Origin of the sequence: Gilliamella sp. BG3 (assembly GCF_046635605.1) — a bacterium.
Classification (GTDB): Bacteria; Pseudomonadota; Gammaproteobacteria; order Enterobacterales; family Orbaceae; genus Gilliamella; species Gilliamella bombi.
In genome coordinates this window covers 57,761-73,324 of sequence record NZ_JBIDFE010000003.1, presented here as the reverse complement: position 1 = coordinate 73,324, position 15,564 = coordinate 57,761, and the positions used below count along the sequence as shown (strand labels likewise).

Genomic DNA, 15,564 nt, shown 5'->3' with positions numbered 1-15,564 from the left:
GTCTAGGGCATTAAGCTTGGCTTTTTACTAGTTTTAAGTATATACTTGCCCCGCTTTAATTTACCCTCCGTTTAATCACAAATTAAACATCATAAAACGCAAATTTTAAGTAACATCTATTTTTAAAAACTAGAGGTATACATGAAAACTGAAGCAAACACAGCCTTGCAAGCAGAAAGTGAAAACGAACACACAACCCCGTATCAAAAAAGAACCCTTTTTGCATCCACTGTCGGTTACGCACTTGATGGCATGGATATGATGATTTTAGGTGTATGTTTTAGTCTAATCTCGACCAGCTTTAACCTAACTAAAGCTGATTTAGGAACCTTAACATCAGTAACCTTACTTGGCGCCGTATTAGGCGGTATTTTATTTGGTATCCTTGCCGATAAATATGGTCGAGTAAGAGTCTTTTCATGGACTATTTTAATATTTTCTCTTTTCACTGGGTTATGTGCAATTTCACCTAACTATGAATGCTTTTTAATATTTCGCTTTTTAAGTGGTCTTGGTCTTGGTGGTGAATTTGGAATTGGTATGACTTTAGTTTCTGAAAGCTGGCCTAAAAATAAACGCTCAAGAGCAACATCTATTGTAGCATTAGGCTTTCAAGTAGGTATCATTTTAGCCGCATTGACCGTTAATTTTATTGGTGAAATTTATGGTTGGCGCTGGGCTTTTGCCATGGGAGTACTACCAGCGCTATTTGTTGCTTGGACACGTAAAGGCCTAAAAGAGCCAGAAATCTGGCAAAATTTAAAAGCCCAAAATAAAAATAAAATAGCCATTGGCAAATTATTTAAAAATCCTCGAACCGTAGCAACTACAATAGGGTTAACTATTGCCTGTGCAGTACAAAATTTTGGTTTTTATGGGCTCATGGTTTGGATGCCAAATATGATTGCAACTGAACTCAAATTGCCATTCAAAAATACAATGTTCTGGACCATTTCAACAACAATTGGTATGTCATTAGGGATCTTAATTTTTGGTTGGTTATGTGATAAATTTGGTCGCCGTCCTTCTTATATCCTATTTTTATTCGTTTCGGCAGTTTCAATTTGGTTTTATTTTCATCAAACTGATATGTTTATATTAATCATATTTGGTTCAGCAATTGGCTTTTTTGTAAATGGCATGATGGGCGGATATGGTGCATTGCTTGCTGAACATTACCCAACAGATGCCCGTTCAAGTGCTGAAAATATTATTTTCAATGTAGGTCGAGGAATTGCAGGAATATCGCAAGTTTTAATTGCATATTTAGCTACTGTTTATTCAATTAGCTACGCATTAGCTTTACTGTCTGCTGCTTATTTATTATCAGCGGCTGCATTTGTATTTTTAATACCCGAAACAAAAGGTAAAGAACTAGAATAACTCAAAAAAAACAGGGTAAATCACCCTGTTTTATATCACATTAATAAATTATATCAAAAATTAAAACAAACTACTTTAGTTAGCAGTACAAGAAGCTGGCGTCAATTTAACACTAAATAATTGCTCATCATTTATATAATAATTATGACTAACACCATTTGGGAATGCATCCCTAAGTTGTTTAACTTGTGAGCTATTACTACAATAAAGTGTTTTTAGACTTTCTGTCGTCATTTTTTGAGTATCAGGAATTGATACCTCATCTTTTGAACTATCAATTACATATTTATAATTAATTAAATCATTATCTTTAGTTATATCAATCAAATTAGTTTTTGCATCAACTTTAACTGGAAGCATTTTTTTTGCTTCGTTAATAATAGTTTCTTGCAAACGACTTAATTCAGTATTTTTTGAAGAATCACCAACTGCTTTATTAGCATCAGATTTTGAATTATCACAACTACAAAGAACCAAGCTTATCAAAATTGCTGACACTGTTTTTAAACTTTTCATTATTATTCCTTTGAGTAAATTTTATAAATTACATATCGACCACTTATTTAAAAAATGGTCGATAAATTGTAAAATATCAGTGAAAAAAGTACATAAAAAATTTACAATTTAAAACAAAAAGTAAGCTTTAATAAGCCCCCACTCATTTAGTGCTGATGGTTTCTAGTATTTTTTAAGTTGATTAATGGTTATTTAGAATCACAATCACTCGGTTCCAAATCAAACGACATAATTTTCTCATTTTCAAGATAATAATTATGACTTACTCCATTTGGGAATATGAGTTTCAACGCTTCAACATTTGGGTCATTACCACAATATAAAGTAACTATCGTTTTTAATACAGATTGCTGATTTTGCTTTAGCAATATCACATCTTTAGGCAAACCTTTTATAATATATTTATAAATAAGTTTATTGTTATCTTTTGATATGTCATTGAACATCGTAAATTTATCAATCACAATGGGTAACTTTTCTTTTATACCTGCAACAACCGAATCTTGAGCAAAACTATAATCACCATCTTTTTGCTCATTAAATTCTTTAATTTTTTCAGGTGTTGATTGAGCAATAATATTTTGTCCTCTTTCAACAATATCCATATTCTCTTGAATACCAGTTCGCTGAGTACCTATAACTTTTGCTTCTGAATTGTTAAAACCAAATAATATTATCCCCATTAACATCACAAATGTTACTTTCATGCCTTTCATATTCATTCCTACCTAAGCTAATTCATCACTACCTGATATCTTTTAAAAGATAAAACTATAAAAATACAAAAACAGTAATAATAATATTAATTAACCTTTAAAAGAGCTGTAAATGAACACTATTAAGAAAGAGCGTCCAAAATAAAAAGGGCTTCAATCAGCCCTTTTATATTAATAAAATTTAACTAGTTATTCAAATTAATAAAAATATATTTAATCATCATCATCACAATCACTTGGTTTTACATCTACTGAAAATACCTTATCGTCATTGATATAATAATTATGTTTAGCTCCTCTAGGGAATACTAATCTTAAAGTCTTCATGCTAGAATCATCACCACAATAAAACGCAACCAATTTATCCTGTAAATTTTTTTGATTAGTTTTAGCCTGTAATGCATCTTTAGTGATATTATTCACAATATATTTATAATTAATTGCATTGCTATCTGACGATACATCAACTAAAGTTACACTCGAATCAATTGTTGCAGGTAATTTTGTTTTAATCGCCTTGATCATCAAACCTTGAGCAACATTATAATTACCTTCTTCAATCTTATTAAGCATCTCATCTTTTTCTGATTTTGTTTGTTCATACAAATCTTTAGCTTTATCACTAATTGCTGAGCTTACTTGCTTAACTTGGTCTTCAATTTTTGCATTTAATTGGCTAGCCTTATCACCAATTTCTGAGCTTAATTGATTGGCTTTATCGCTAATTTCTGCACCTGTTTGATTAGCCTTGTCACTTACTTCTGAACTTGTTTGTTTGGCTTGTTGTTCAATATCATCAGTTTTTGATTTTGAATTATCACAATTGACTAAAAAAAGCCCTAACACTACTAAAGTGATCACTTTAAAAAGTTTCATTTTTATTCCTTTTTTATTTAATTTTTTAACTACCATGAATTAACTCATAATAACCATTTTATTTTAAAAGTTAATTTTATCTAATGTTAATAGTAAAAGAGTTTAAATAAACTCTTTTACTATAACAAATATCAATTAGTTAATATGCATACCACCTGTAACACCATAAGTTTCGCCAGTTGTATAACTTGATTCTTCAGATGCTAAGTGCACATAAACACCAGCAAGTTCAACAGGTTGGCCAGCTCGTTGTAAAGGAGTTTGTTTACCAAATTCAGGAATAGCGCCACTTGGTTGACCTCCACAAATTTGTAATGGAGTCCAAACTGGACCTGGGGCAACAGAATTTACACGAATACCTTTATGACCTAATTGTTTAGCTAATCCACGTGTAAATGCAATAATAGCTGTTTTAGTTGAAGCATAATCTAATAAATTACTGCTAGGCTGATAAGCCTGAACAGATGAAGTTGTAATAATGGTTGATCCTGGTTTTAAGTAACCTAAAGCCGCTTTAGTTAACCAAAAAAGCGAAAACACATTAACTTCAAAGGTTTTCTTAATTTGCTCGGTAGTAAGTTCCATAATATCTTCAACAGCAACCTGCTTACCAGCAACCAATGTCAAATTATCCAATCCACCTAATTGATGGTGTGCCTCTTCAACTAATTTTTTACAAAAAGTCTCGTCACTCAAATCACCGGGGATCAATACAGCTTTGCGCCCAGCCGCTTGAATAACCTTAGCAACATCTTCCGCGTCTTTTTGCTCGAAAGGAAGGTAATTTATTGCTACATCAGCACCTTCTTTAGCATAAGCAATCGCTGCCGCCCGACCAATACCAGAATCGCCACCAGTAACAAGCATTTTACGTCCTTCTAAGCGGCCATGGCCTTGATAGCTTTTTTCACCACAATCAGGAGTTGGGGTCATTTCACACTGTAAAGCTGGTGCAACTTGTGTTTGTTTTGGGAACTTATCATGATGATATTTGGTAAGTGGATTATAGATTTGTTTGCTCATAATTTTCTCCTAAGTTAAACATGTATTTGAAAACAAATTCGATATAACTTAAATGAAATCAATTAATAATCACAAAATCCTATTGATAAACCTATTTTAATCTTTAAAATAACTAATTAATTCAATAAATTATATTTACTGACAACAAAAATTAGAATATTCTTTTTTAAACTTAATAGCATTGCTCAATATCATCCCCAAAGATTTTTAAACAAACAAAAAGTGAGGCTAATAATAAACAAAGGCGGCTTTCTATGATTGGCTTGGTGAGGTCATTGAAATTAGTAAAGCCGAAACCTTAAATATTGCATAATCTTGCACTGAACTAAGTGTATCAAATTAACATATACGAAGCTAGTAAAAGAAAATTTAAAAAACAGATTGCTTTTATTTACAACATATTGATTTTAGATAAATTATTATGATTTTTTTATTATTTATATCGTAGTGATAGTTAACACCATTTAGAAAATTTTTTAAGCTCATTCATCTCATTACTATTTTCACAATATGCGTTAAGTAATTTTTGAAGGATTGGATCATTGACTGAACTTTGAGAATCATTAAGATCACCATTTTCCCAATCCGCAGTAGATGTATCTTGTGAAGTTTTTTAGCGTTATCAAAGTTTATTAAAACCAATTTAAAAATAACAAAAATAATTAGTTGCAATATTTTCATACTGATATCTTTTTTTAAATATTTGATATTTCTTTATATTACTTATATTTATTTTTTATACACTGACATTGCAAAAACATCAGACCAAACTATTAAAACCGATATTTTTATACTAAAACACAGTGTTTCCTGAAACTTTTTCACAAACTATTTGTGCTAAATAGCAAAAGCAATAAAAAACTGTTGCACTTTTTTTAAAAACGAGTATTTTGTTAAAAATATTTTAAAAAATGATAAAAAGTTAATCATCCAACATTATGAAATTTTCACTCAAAATCGTCCTCATCAATATTATTGTCAGCGTGGTCATTATTCCTGCGCGGGGGCGTTTTTGAATAAAAAATATGTTTATACATAAATCAGAAAACCCCCGCTCCCAAAAAGCGGGGGTTTTTTTATGGTTAATGGATAGGTAAAGTACAAGCGAGGAATAAATGTTAGGAACACAGTGGATAGTAAAAACCTTAAAAGAAAAAGGCGTAACCATCGTTTTTGGATATCCTGGTGGACAAATTATGCCTCTATACGATGCACTTTATGACGGGGGTATTGAACATGTACTATGTCGTCATGAACAAGGTGCTGCCATGGCGGCTATTGGTTATGCTCGTGCAACAGGAAAAACTGGTGTTTGCATTGCCACCTCGGGTCCTGGTGCAACAAATATCATTACAGGTCTTGCTGATGCTTTGATTGATTCAGTGCCGATTGTTGCTATAACTGGTCAAGTACCAACCAAGCTTATTGGTACAGATGCTTTTCAAGAAGTTGATGTTTTAGGATTATCTCTTGCTTGCACCAAACACAGTTATTTAATCGATGATGCACACGATTTACCCAATATATTAGAAGAGGCGTTTAACTTAGCCAATTCGGGAAGACCGGGACCAATATTAATTGATGTTCCCAAAGATATACAGCTTGCAAACCTAGATTATCATAACTATTTAACACCATCCTCATTAAAAATTGCACAGAATAAAACTCAACTATACCCAATCTTGCCTGATGATATAAAACAAGCCAAACAAATGATCACCCAAGCCCAAAAACCAATGCTTTACATTGGTGGAGGTGTTGGGCTTTCAGGCGCAATATCCGAACTTAGAAGCTTTATGGAATTAACACAAATTCCAAGTGTATCAACATTAAAAGGGCTTGGTGTTGCCGATATTAATAATCCCTATTATTTAGGATTAGTCGGCATGCATGGAGCAAAAGCAGCCAATTTAGCAGTGCAAGAGTGTGACCTACTAATTGCCCTAGGAGTGCGATTTGATGACAGGGTTACCGGCAATCTTAATGAATTTGCACGACATGCTAAAGTACTTCATATTGATATCGATCAAGCTGAAATCAACAAATTACGCCAAAGCCATTTAGGATTACAAGGCGATATAAAGCAAGTTTTACCACTACTAAATCAAACAGTTTCAATTGATAACTGGCATAAAAAAATTAATCAACTAAAAGCACAATACCCAACTCGCTATGATCACCCTGGTGAAGCTATTTATGCGCCAACTTTATTAAAAACTATCTCTGAGCGAAAATCAGCTAATACTATTGTCACTACCGATGTGGGACAACACCAAATGTGGACAGCACAACATATGTGCTTTAATCACCCTCAAAACTTCATTACATCAAGTGGGCTTGGCACAATGGGATTTGGTTTACCATCGGCCGTTGGCGCACAAATGGCAAGACCCAATGACTGTGTAATTTGTGTATCAGGTGATGGATCTTTCATGATGAATGTCCAAGAATTGACTACTATAAAACGTAAAAAATTGCCAATAAAAATTGTATTAATTGATAATCAACGCCTAGGTATGGTTCGCCAATGGCAAGAATTATTTTTTAACGAAAGATACAGCGAAACAAATTTATCAGATAATCCCGACTTTTTAATGCTAGCTAAAGCATTTGATATACCTGGGCAAACTATCAACAAAAAGTCACAAATCGATACTGCGCTCGATAACCTATTTAATTCAAAAGGTGCTTATCTTTTACATGTATGCATAGATGAATTAGAAAACGTATGGCCACTGGTACCACCTGGAGCAGCAAACGAAAACATGCTAGATAGAAGTTGTGAGGAGTAAGCAATGAACGAACAAACACAATACCAATTAGTCATAAAAGCTTATGACAAATTGGGGGCACTTGAACGTATATTACGGGTTATCCGTCATCGGGGTGGTTATATTAAATCAATGCAAATGCAAACAGTTGAAAACAACATACTAATTATGACATTAATATTAACCACCGAAAGAGCGTTTTCGACACTACAAAATCAAGTAGCAAAATTAGAAGATGTAATAGTAATTGAGTAATAATGATCTCAAACAACTTATTATTAAATAATATCTTAAATCAAAGATGGTAAACAATTTAACAGTTAAATAAACAAATAAGTGTAGTATAATGCTTGACCGTTAAAACAAAAATACCGAAAGCAAAGTACATGCTTAACAAATTGAAAAATAAAGAGGGAAACAAAATGAGTTCTACAGCAAAATCTGATTATATTTGGTTGAATGGTGACATGATTCCATGGGCAGATGCAAAAGTTCATGTAATGTCACATGCTTTACATTATGGAACTTCAGTATTTGAAGGTGTACGTTGTTACGATACCCATAAAGGTCCTGCCATTTTTCGCCATAAAGAACATGCACAACGGCTGTTAAATTCAGCAAAAATTTATCGTTTCCCAGTACCTTATTCTCTTGATGAAATCATGGAAGCTACACGTCAAACCATTAAAAAAAATAATTTAAAAAGCGCTTATATTCGCCCATTAGTCTTTATTGGTGATGTGGGTATGGGCGTTAACCCACGTGAGGGTTATAAAACCGATGTTATGATAGCTGCATTTCCATGGGGGGCTTATCTAGGCGAAGAAGCATTAGACAAAGGTATTGATGCAATGGTCTCATCTTGGCATCGCGTTGCATCAAATACAATTCCTGCCGCAGCTAAAGCAGGTGGTAACTATTTATCATCATTATTAATTGGTTCTGAAGCGAGAGCAAATGGCTTCCAAGAAGGTATTGCGTTAGATGTTCATGGTCACTTATCTGAAGGTGCTGGTGAAAATCTCTTTATTATTAAAGATGGCATTTTATACACTCCGGTTTTATCGTCATCGGCGCTACCTGGTATTACACGTGATGCAGTATTAACGCTAGCACGTGACATTGGTATTGAAGTGCGAGAACAAACACTATCACGCGAATCACTTTATCTGGCAGATGAAGTCTTTATGACAGGTACTGCAGCTGAAATCACACCTGTGCGCAGTGTTGACCGCATCCAAGTTGGCATTGGCCGTTGTGGTCCAATCACCAAACAAATCCAACAAACATTCTTTGGTTTATTTAATGGTAAAACTGAAGATAAATATGGTTGGTTAGATCTTGTTAAATAATAAATAAAATCAAAAATCCGCCAACCATGTTGGCGGATGACTTTTTAACTTGGTGATTAATATTAAAAACTACAAACCGTTAAACACGGTTACTTGCATAAAATTGGGAGCAGGAAATGCCTAAATATCGTTCAGCAACCTCGATCGAGGGTAGAAACATGGCAGGTGCCCGCGCATTATGGCGTGCAACTGGGGTTAAAAATGAAGACTTTGGTAAACCCATCATTGCGGTGGTTAACTCATTCACACAATTTGTACCAGGACATGTCCACTTAAAAGACATTGGACAACTAGTTGCCAAACAAATTGAAGCATCGGGTGGCATTGCCAAAGAGTTCAATACAATCGCAGTTGATGATGGTATTGCCATGGGACATGGTGGAATGCTTTACTCACTTCCTTCAAGAGAACTCATTGCTGATTCTGTCGAGTATATGGTTAATGCACACTGTGCCGACGCCATGATCTGTATTTCTAACTGCGACAAAATCACACCGGGAATGTTAATGGCTTCGCTTCGTTTAAATATCCCAACCATTTTTGTTTCAGGTGGACCGATGGAAGCAGGCAAAACCAAACTATCTGACCAAATCATTAAATTAGACTTAGTTGACGCAATGATTCAAAGTGCTAACCCAAATGTTAGCGATGAAGATAGCAAAACCATCGAAGAATCTGCCTGCCCTACTTGTGGTTCTTGCTCAGGCATGTTTACCGCTAACTCGATGAATTGTTTAACCGAAGCTTTAGGGCTTTCGCTGCCGGGCAATGGTTCACTTATTGCCACTCACAAACAACGTGAACAACTCTTTTTAAATGCAGCTAAACGCATTGTTGAAATCACCAAACGCTATTATGAACATGATGATGCATCTTACCTGCCTCGTTCAATTGCAACAAAAGCGGCATACGAAAATGCTATGTCATTAGACATTGCTATGGGTGGCTCAACCAATACCGTATTACATTTGTTAGCCACCGCACAAGAAGGCGAAATCGACTTTACCATGTCAGATATAGATAGATTATCGCGAAAAGTCCCACATTTATGTAAAGTAGCGCCAAGTACAGCGCAATATCATATGGAAGATGTTCACCGAGCTGGTGGCGTTGTATCAATTATGTCAGAACTAGATAAAGCAGGATTACTAAATCGCAATGTTCACAACGTTCTAGGACTAACATTACAAGAAACTTTCACCAAATACGACATAACTCAAACTACCGACGAAGCAGTAAAAAAAATGTATCGTAGTGGACCTGCAGGCATTCGCACCACTAAAGCTTTTTCACAAGATTGCTATTGGGATTCACTTGACGATGACCGTGTAAATGGTTGTATTCGTGATAAAGCTCACGCCTATAGTCAAGACGGTGGACTTGCAACACTCTATGGTAATGTGGCACAAGATGGCGCAATTGTTAAGACCGCAGGCGTTGCTGCTGAAAATTTAATTTTCCGAGGTCCAGCAAAAGTATTTGAAAGCCAAGAAGATGCTGTTGATGGCATATTAGGAGGCAAAGTAGTTGAAGGTGATGTCGTTGTCATCATTTATGAAGGACCAAAAGGTGGACCGGGTATGCAAGAGATGCTCTACCCAACCAGTTATTTAAAATCCATGGGGTTAGGCAAAAAATGTGCATTGATAACAGATGGACGATTTTCTGGTGGTTCCTCTGGCTTATCGATTGGTCATATTTCTCCTGAAGCAGCAAATGGCGGCGTTATAGGTCTTGTTCGTGATGGTGATATTATTGATATTGATATCCCAAATCGTAAATTAGTACTAGATGTCCCAACTTCTGAACTTGAACGTCGACGAGTTGCAGAACTAGAACGAGGTGAAAAAGCATTTACGCCTCATAATAGAGATCGTTACGTCTCATTTGCGCTTAAAGCTTACGCCAGTTTAGCAACAAGCGCAGACAAAGGTGCCGTACGAGATAAAAGTAAATTAGGTGGCTAATTGTGAAACAAGAAAATACTCAACTTACCGGTGCAGATTATTTAAAAGCAACGCTTTGTAGCGCCGTATACGATGTGGCAGAAGTAACTCCACTTGAAAAAATGGAAAAAATCTCGGCAAGAATACACAATCAAGTTTTTGTCAAACGCGAAGACCGCCAACTCGTCCACAGTTTCAAAATCCGTGGAGCACAAGCCATGATAGCCAGCTTAAGTGAAGAAGAACGCAAATGCGGCGTTATTGCCGCGTCGGCTGGCAACCATGCGCAAGGAGTGGCTTTTTCGGCTACGAAATTAGGCATCAGTTCTTTAATTGTTATGCCACTAACAACTGCCGATATCAAAGTTGAAGCTGTAAAAAGTTTTGGTGGTGAAGTATTACTTTATGGTGCCAACTTTGACGAAGCCAAAGCCAAAGCAATGGAACTGGCTAAAGAACAAAATCGCATCTTTATTCCACCATTTGATCATCCATTAGTAATTGCTGGGCAAGGCAGTATTGCTATGGAACTATTACAACAAAATGCCAAAATAGACCGAATCTTTGTACCTGTTGGTGGTGGTGGGCTTGCCGCAGGCATTGCAGTATTAATCAAACAAATCATGCCATCAATCAAAGTTATTGCTGTTGAGCCTAAAGACTCAGCTTGCTTAAAAGCTGCATTAGATGCAGGTCACCCTGTTGATTTAGAGCGTGTTGGACTCTTTGCTGAAGGCGTTGCTGTCAAACGAATTGGCGATGAAACATTCAGACTTTGCCAACAATATATTGATGATATTATTACCGTGAATAGCGACGAAATTTGCGCGGCAGTGAAAGACTTATTTGACGATGTACGTGCAATAGCTGAACCATCTGGCGCAGTAGCATTAGCTGGACTAAAAAAATATGTCGATCAGCATAACATCTGTGGTGAAAAACTTGCTCATATACTGTCAGGCGCTAATTTAAACTTCCACAGCTTGCGCTATGTATCAGAACGCTGTGAATTAGGCGAAAAACGTGAAGCGCTATTAGCAGTCACCATTCCAGAAAAGAAAGGCAGTTTTTTAAGTTTCTGTCAGCTATTAGGTGGACGCGCAGTAACCGAATTTAATTACCGCTATCATGATGAAAAATCTGCTTGTATTTTTGTGGGAATAAAAATCTCGAAAAGTGAAGAAAAAGATGAAATTATGCAAGAACTTGCTGCTGCAAAATACCCTGTAGTGGATCTAACCGAAGACGAAATGGCAAAACTACATGTACGCTACATGATTGGTGGCAAACCTTGCAAACCGCTTCAAGAACAAGTATACAGTTTTGAGTTCCCTGAATCGCAAGGAGCGTTGCTTAAATTCTTACAAACGTTAGGGACTAATTGGAATATATCAATGTTCCACTATCGTAGCCACGGTACCGATTATGGGCGTGTACTTGCTGCGTTTGAAATCGACGAATCAACCCTTAACCAGTTTAATCAACACCTAACTGAACTCGATTATGGTTTCCACAACGAAACACATAATCCTTCGCTTAAACTGTTTTTAACTAATTAAGGTTAAAATTAGTAATTACTATTCACCTATAAGGTGGATTAGCGAAGAGTACTTTTTTGTTGTAGTAAGTTTTATTTTTTTGAAAAGCGCTTTTGCTACTCAGTTGCAAAAGCGCAAGAATCGCAGACTTTGTCTTCTATATGCTCTTATGTATTGGTTGATGGCGTTGTAATACTACACCGGATAACTTTATAGCCAATAACGCAGAGGTTATTGCCTTTGTTTTCCTTCATCAAATATTAAATACAGAGTATTACCATATAAATAGTATGGTTTTATTTACCATTAATACCTGTACACGGAAATAACAATAGAGCATCGACGGTAAAAATTACTGTAAAAACGTCAAGGTTATAGCCTATTGAATAATAAAGTTAATTAATTTTAAAAATTTGTTAGCGTATGGTAACTTTTAAGAGGGAATTTCATTGTTTTAGTATATTTTTTAGATTTATTTTAAGGTATCTAAAAATAGTATGAATGCTCGTTTCTGTTCTATAGATAATACTCGCCAGTGTTGCAATAAACGAGCATCAAGGTCATTATGTTGTTTGTCGGTAAATTTCATTTCATAACTTTGTTGCTGTTCCCCTATTTTATTATTTAATACCGAACCATTAAGATAGGTATCAAAATCAATAAAAAACCAACTTATTGGTGTTTTTAGGTGCTCTGCAATTTTAACAAAATGATCGAAGTTAATTTTATTTTCACCCCGTTCATAACGTGCTAATTGTTGCGGAGATAAATTGATTTTTTCGGAAAGTTGAGCAACGGTCAAATCCATTTCTTTACGACGCTGTTGTATTCGTTTACCGACTATTTTATCTGTATTTGACGCTGCTAGTTTTACCATGCTGGGAATATCTAATATAAAAAATCATGGCTATCATTGTCTGAGATTAAAATAATAATTAAATACCTTTTTAGGATTAAAAAAACGAATAAATTCCACTAATAGATTTTTTGGTGTTTTAATCGCCAGATAATCAGCTAAATATCAATTAAACAGATTCATCGAGTTATATTTTGTATTTTCCTTTATTGAAATAACGTTATCTCTAGCAACAATCAAATGATCTAATACAACAACATCGATCAACGCTAATGCATTTTTAATTTTAGAGGTTAATAAAATATCCAATAAACTAGGCTCTTTATCGCCACTTGGATGATTGTGAACCAAAATAATGGCTGTTGCTTGATAATATAATACTTGCTTTACAATTTCTCGAGGATAAACACTTGACTCATTAATTGTGCCACGAAATAGCTCCTCTAGTGCAATAATTCTATTTTGACTATTTAAATACAAAACACAAAACGCTTCATAATCATATAATCCTAAATGAAATATAAAATAATCCTTAACATGATCTATTGTGGATATCTTTTTCCCTACTTGTATATATTTTTTCATGATTTTTTTTGCTTGATCAATTATAGCTAACTCTTTTTGATTGATTATCATCATAAATATCTACTTTGTTATTATTATTGTTTATCTTAATGTAAAATAATGACAGATTTTGTCATATTTAATATCTGAGTAGGAAAATAAAAATGTACGAAAAATCATGGGATTTGTTTGATCTTGCTTTTGAATTACAAAATAGTGCTGAGGGTTTATCATTAGATGAGATCCAACGACGTTATAACGTATCACTACGAACAGCACAACGAATGTGTGCAGGGTTGCGTGATTATTTTCCAAATATGGAAGAGTATTCAACAGACGGACGCTGCAAGCGATGGCGGATTTCATCTCAACAGATGAATGCACTTTTTACTTTTTCCCCACAAGAGCTTTCTGCCTTGCAGGCTAGTGTGAATTTTTTACAGCAACATAATTTACACGAGCAAGCCAAATCACTAGTTAGTTTAGAAACAAAGATTAAAAATTTATTACAATCTAAAAAACGTAAAAGAAGCCTTGAAGATGAAACAGAAGCATTATTGAAAATTGAAGGGTTAGCTTTTCGCCCTGGACCTAGGTTTCATTTAGATGTAGAAATACTCAATACATTACGAACAGCTTTGCTTAATAAAAAACAAATAAAAATAAAATACTACAACAAAAATAGCGGAAAATATAGTCACAACACTTTAGAGCCTTACGGAATTTTATATAGTGAAAGAAATCATTACCTTTTAGCAAGGCACAGCGATAATTATTATGGCCAACAGATCCATCATTTTATTTTGCATAATATAGAAAAAATTAATATTTTAGAACTTAGTTATACAATCCCCAATTCATTTAATTTAACTGATTACTGTCAAGATATGTTTGGTACCTTTAAAGAGGAACCTTTCGATGTGGAGTGGTGTTTTAGTCCTGAAGTAGCAAAAGAAGTTAGACATTATATCTTCCACCCAACTCAAACTATGATAGAAAATAAAGACAAATCAATAACCGTTAAATTTAAAGCAGGCGGTGCCCTTGAAATGTCTTGGTATCTCTATATGTGGGGCAATATGGTGGAAGTTATTAAACCCGTTGATTTTTGGGATTGGTTTGATGAAGAATAACAAAAACACCTCAAATAAATATACTACTCAATAGTAAAAATTATTCTTTTCTATGTCAAATTTTGACATATATCATTATTAATATAATCAAACTAATCATCAACAAAAAATCCATTAATGGATTTTTTGTTAATTTAATTCCAATTATAGACTTATTAAAATAACTAGTCTACAATTGAATTTTTAACATTCATAAAAAAAGGAAAAACGATGAAGAAATTACTATCTATATCAATATTAGGGCTTTTTTTAACAGGTTGTGGGGATGGTATGCCGCCTAGCTGTGATAGCAAAGATACAAAAAAGCTATTGAACCAAATAATGGCAAAACAAGGTGGCGGTCAACTTTCTTTTATTAACATTAGCGATCAATTAACACTTAACGAAGATAAAGAACAAAAGAGATACTTATGCCAAGCAAACGTTTCTTTTGGTGGTAATGGAGCATTCCCTGTTAAATATTCTGTATTTTTAGACAAAAAAAATAAAAACCAATTTTTTGTTCAAATTGTTAACTAATAAAAAAGGAGTATAGCATGTCATTACTAGATAAAATAAAAGAACAACAAAATAAAAGCATGTCTTCACACATTAAATATATTAAAGGAGAATATGGACTTGCAAAAACATTTTGGTTGTTTTGGTTTCTTCCTGTCGTTGTTATTACAATTGTTGATATGTTTACACGTTCAAGTTCAGGGTTATTTAATGGCAATATTTTGATTATCATTTGGTCAATAGCCACGTTATTCGCTGTCTATAACACAACCAATGATAATAATAAAAATGTATGGAAAATCATATCATTAATATTTGTAAGTTTAACAGTTATCACTCGAATATTTGCAATTTTTGTTGAATAATTATGAATAAGATCCTACTTAGGATCT

15 protein-coding genes are annotated in these 15,564 nt (G+C 34.2%); 9 read left to right on the top strand and 6 right to left on the bottom strand.

The window, feature by feature from the left end; translation table 11 throughout:
* Positions 1–141 precede the first annotated feature (141 nt).
* The gene (locus ACGH6S_RS02020; protein WP_051634280.1) at positions 142–1,383 is read left to right on the top strand and encodes an MFS transporter; all 1,242 of its coding nucleotides are present in this window, start codon (positions 142–144) and stop codon (positions 1,381–1,383) included.
* Positions 1,384–1,458: 75 nt separating this feature from the next.
* Here ACGH6S_RS02020 and ACGH6S_RS02015 read toward each other — a convergent pair whose 3' ends face one another.
* The 4 genes from ACGH6S_RS02015 to ACGH6S_RS02000 all read right to left on the bottom strand — a co-directional run bounded on the left by ACGH6S_RS02015 (position 1,459) and on the right by ACGH6S_RS02000 (position 4,514).
* The gene (locus ACGH6S_RS02015) at positions 1,459–1,899 is read right to left on the bottom strand and encodes a hypothetical protein (protein ID WP_085165721.1); all 441 of its coding nucleotides are present in this window, start codon (positions 1,897–1,899) and stop codon (positions 1,459–1,461) included.
* A gap of 188 nt (positions 1,900–2,087) precedes the next feature.
* Positions 2,088–2,615, bottom strand: coding sequence for a hypothetical protein (locus ACGH6S_RS02010; RefSeq protein WP_085165723.1), 528 nt, complete (start codon positions 2,613–2,615; stop codon positions 2,088–2,090).
* A 213-nt stretch (positions 2,616–2,828) separates the two neighbouring features.
* The gene (locus ACGH6S_RS02005) at positions 2,829–3,491 is read right to left on the bottom strand and encodes a hypothetical protein (RefSeq protein ID WP_143422103.1); all 663 of its coding nucleotides are present in this window, start codon (positions 3,489–3,491) and stop codon (positions 2,829–2,831) included.
* A gap of 135 nt (positions 3,492–3,626) precedes the next feature.
* Positions 3,627–4,514 (bottom strand): SDR family oxidoreductase, encoded by an 888-nt coding sequence (locus ACGH6S_RS02000; RefSeq protein ID WP_411578620.1) that lies wholly within the window; start codon positions 4,512–4,514, stop codon positions 3,627–3,629.
* A 1,115-nt stretch (positions 4,515–5,629) separates the two neighbouring features.
* On the opposite strand from ACGH6S_RS02000, the gene ilvG reads away from it, so the two are divergent.
* The 5 genes from ilvG (at position 5,630) to ilvA (ending at position 12,142) form a co-directional block, all read left to right on the top strand.
* Entirely contained in the window at positions 5,630–7,306 is a 1,677-nt protein-coding gene (gene ilvG / locus ACGH6S_RS01995) for an acetolactate synthase 2 catalytic subunit (RefSeq protein ID WP_411578619.1), read from the top strand.
* Between the two features lie 3 nt (positions 7,307–7,309).
* Entirely contained in the window at positions 7,310–7,540 is a 231-nt protein-coding gene (gene ilvM, locus ACGH6S_RS01990; protein ID WP_065635496.1) for an acetolactate synthase 2 small subunit, read from the top strand.
* 167 nt (positions 7,541–7,707) lie between these two features.
* Positions 7,708–8,637 (top strand): branched-chain amino acid transaminase, encoded by a 930-nt coding sequence (locus ACGH6S_RS01985; RefSeq protein ID WP_065589311.1) that lies wholly within the window; start codon positions 7,708–7,710, stop codon positions 8,635–8,637.
* Positions 8,638–8,753: 116 nt separating this feature from the next.
* Entirely contained in the window at positions 8,754–10,604 is a 1,851-nt protein-coding gene (gene ilvD, locus ACGH6S_RS01980; RefSeq protein ID WP_174799429.1) for a dihydroxy-acid dehydratase, read from the top strand.
* Between the two features lie 2 nt (positions 10,605–10,606).
* Positions 10,607–12,142, top strand: a complete 1,536-nt coding sequence (gene ilvA, locus ACGH6S_RS01975) for a threonine ammonia-lyase, biosynthetic (protein ID WP_411578618.1) — start codon at positions 10,607–10,609, stop codon at positions 12,140–12,142.
* 451 nt (positions 12,143–12,593) lie between these two features.
* Here ilvA and ACGH6S_RS01970 read toward each other — a convergent pair whose 3' ends face one another.
* Together ACGH6S_RS01970 and radC are read right to left on the bottom strand one after the other, a co-directional pair.
* Positions 12,594–12,998, bottom strand: a complete 405-nt coding sequence (locus tag ACGH6S_RS01970) for a helix-turn-helix domain-containing protein (protein WP_411578617.1) — start codon at positions 12,996–12,998, stop codon at positions 12,594–12,596.
* Positions 12,999–13,142: 144 nt separating this feature from the next.
* Positions 13,143–13,616, bottom strand: coding sequence for a RadC family protein (radC, locus tag ACGH6S_RS01965; protein ID WP_081296755.1), 474 nt, complete (start codon positions 13,614–13,616; stop codon positions 13,143–13,145).
* An 89-nt stretch (positions 13,617–13,705) separates the two neighbouring features.
* On the opposite strand from radC, the gene ACGH6S_RS01960 reads away from it, so the two are divergent.
* The 3 genes from ACGH6S_RS01960 (at position 13,706) to ACGH6S_RS01950 (ending at position 15,537) form a co-directional block, all read left to right on the top strand.
* Positions 13,706–14,674, top strand: coding sequence for a helix-turn-helix transcriptional regulator (locus ACGH6S_RS01960; RefSeq protein ID WP_174799427.1), 969 nt, complete (start codon positions 13,706–13,708; stop codon positions 14,672–14,674).
* 210 nt (positions 14,675–14,884) lie between these two features.
* Positions 14,885–15,193 (top strand): hypothetical protein, encoded by a 309-nt coding sequence (locus tag ACGH6S_RS01955; protein WP_174799426.1) that lies wholly within the window; start codon positions 14,885–14,887, stop codon positions 15,191–15,193.
* Between the two features lie 17 nt (positions 15,194–15,210).
* The gene (locus tag ACGH6S_RS01950) at positions 15,211–15,537 is read left to right on the top strand and encodes a hypothetical protein (protein ID WP_065589318.1); all 327 of its coding nucleotides are present in this window, start codon (positions 15,211–15,213) and stop codon (positions 15,535–15,537) included.
* Positions 15,538–15,564 lie beyond the last annotated feature (27 nt).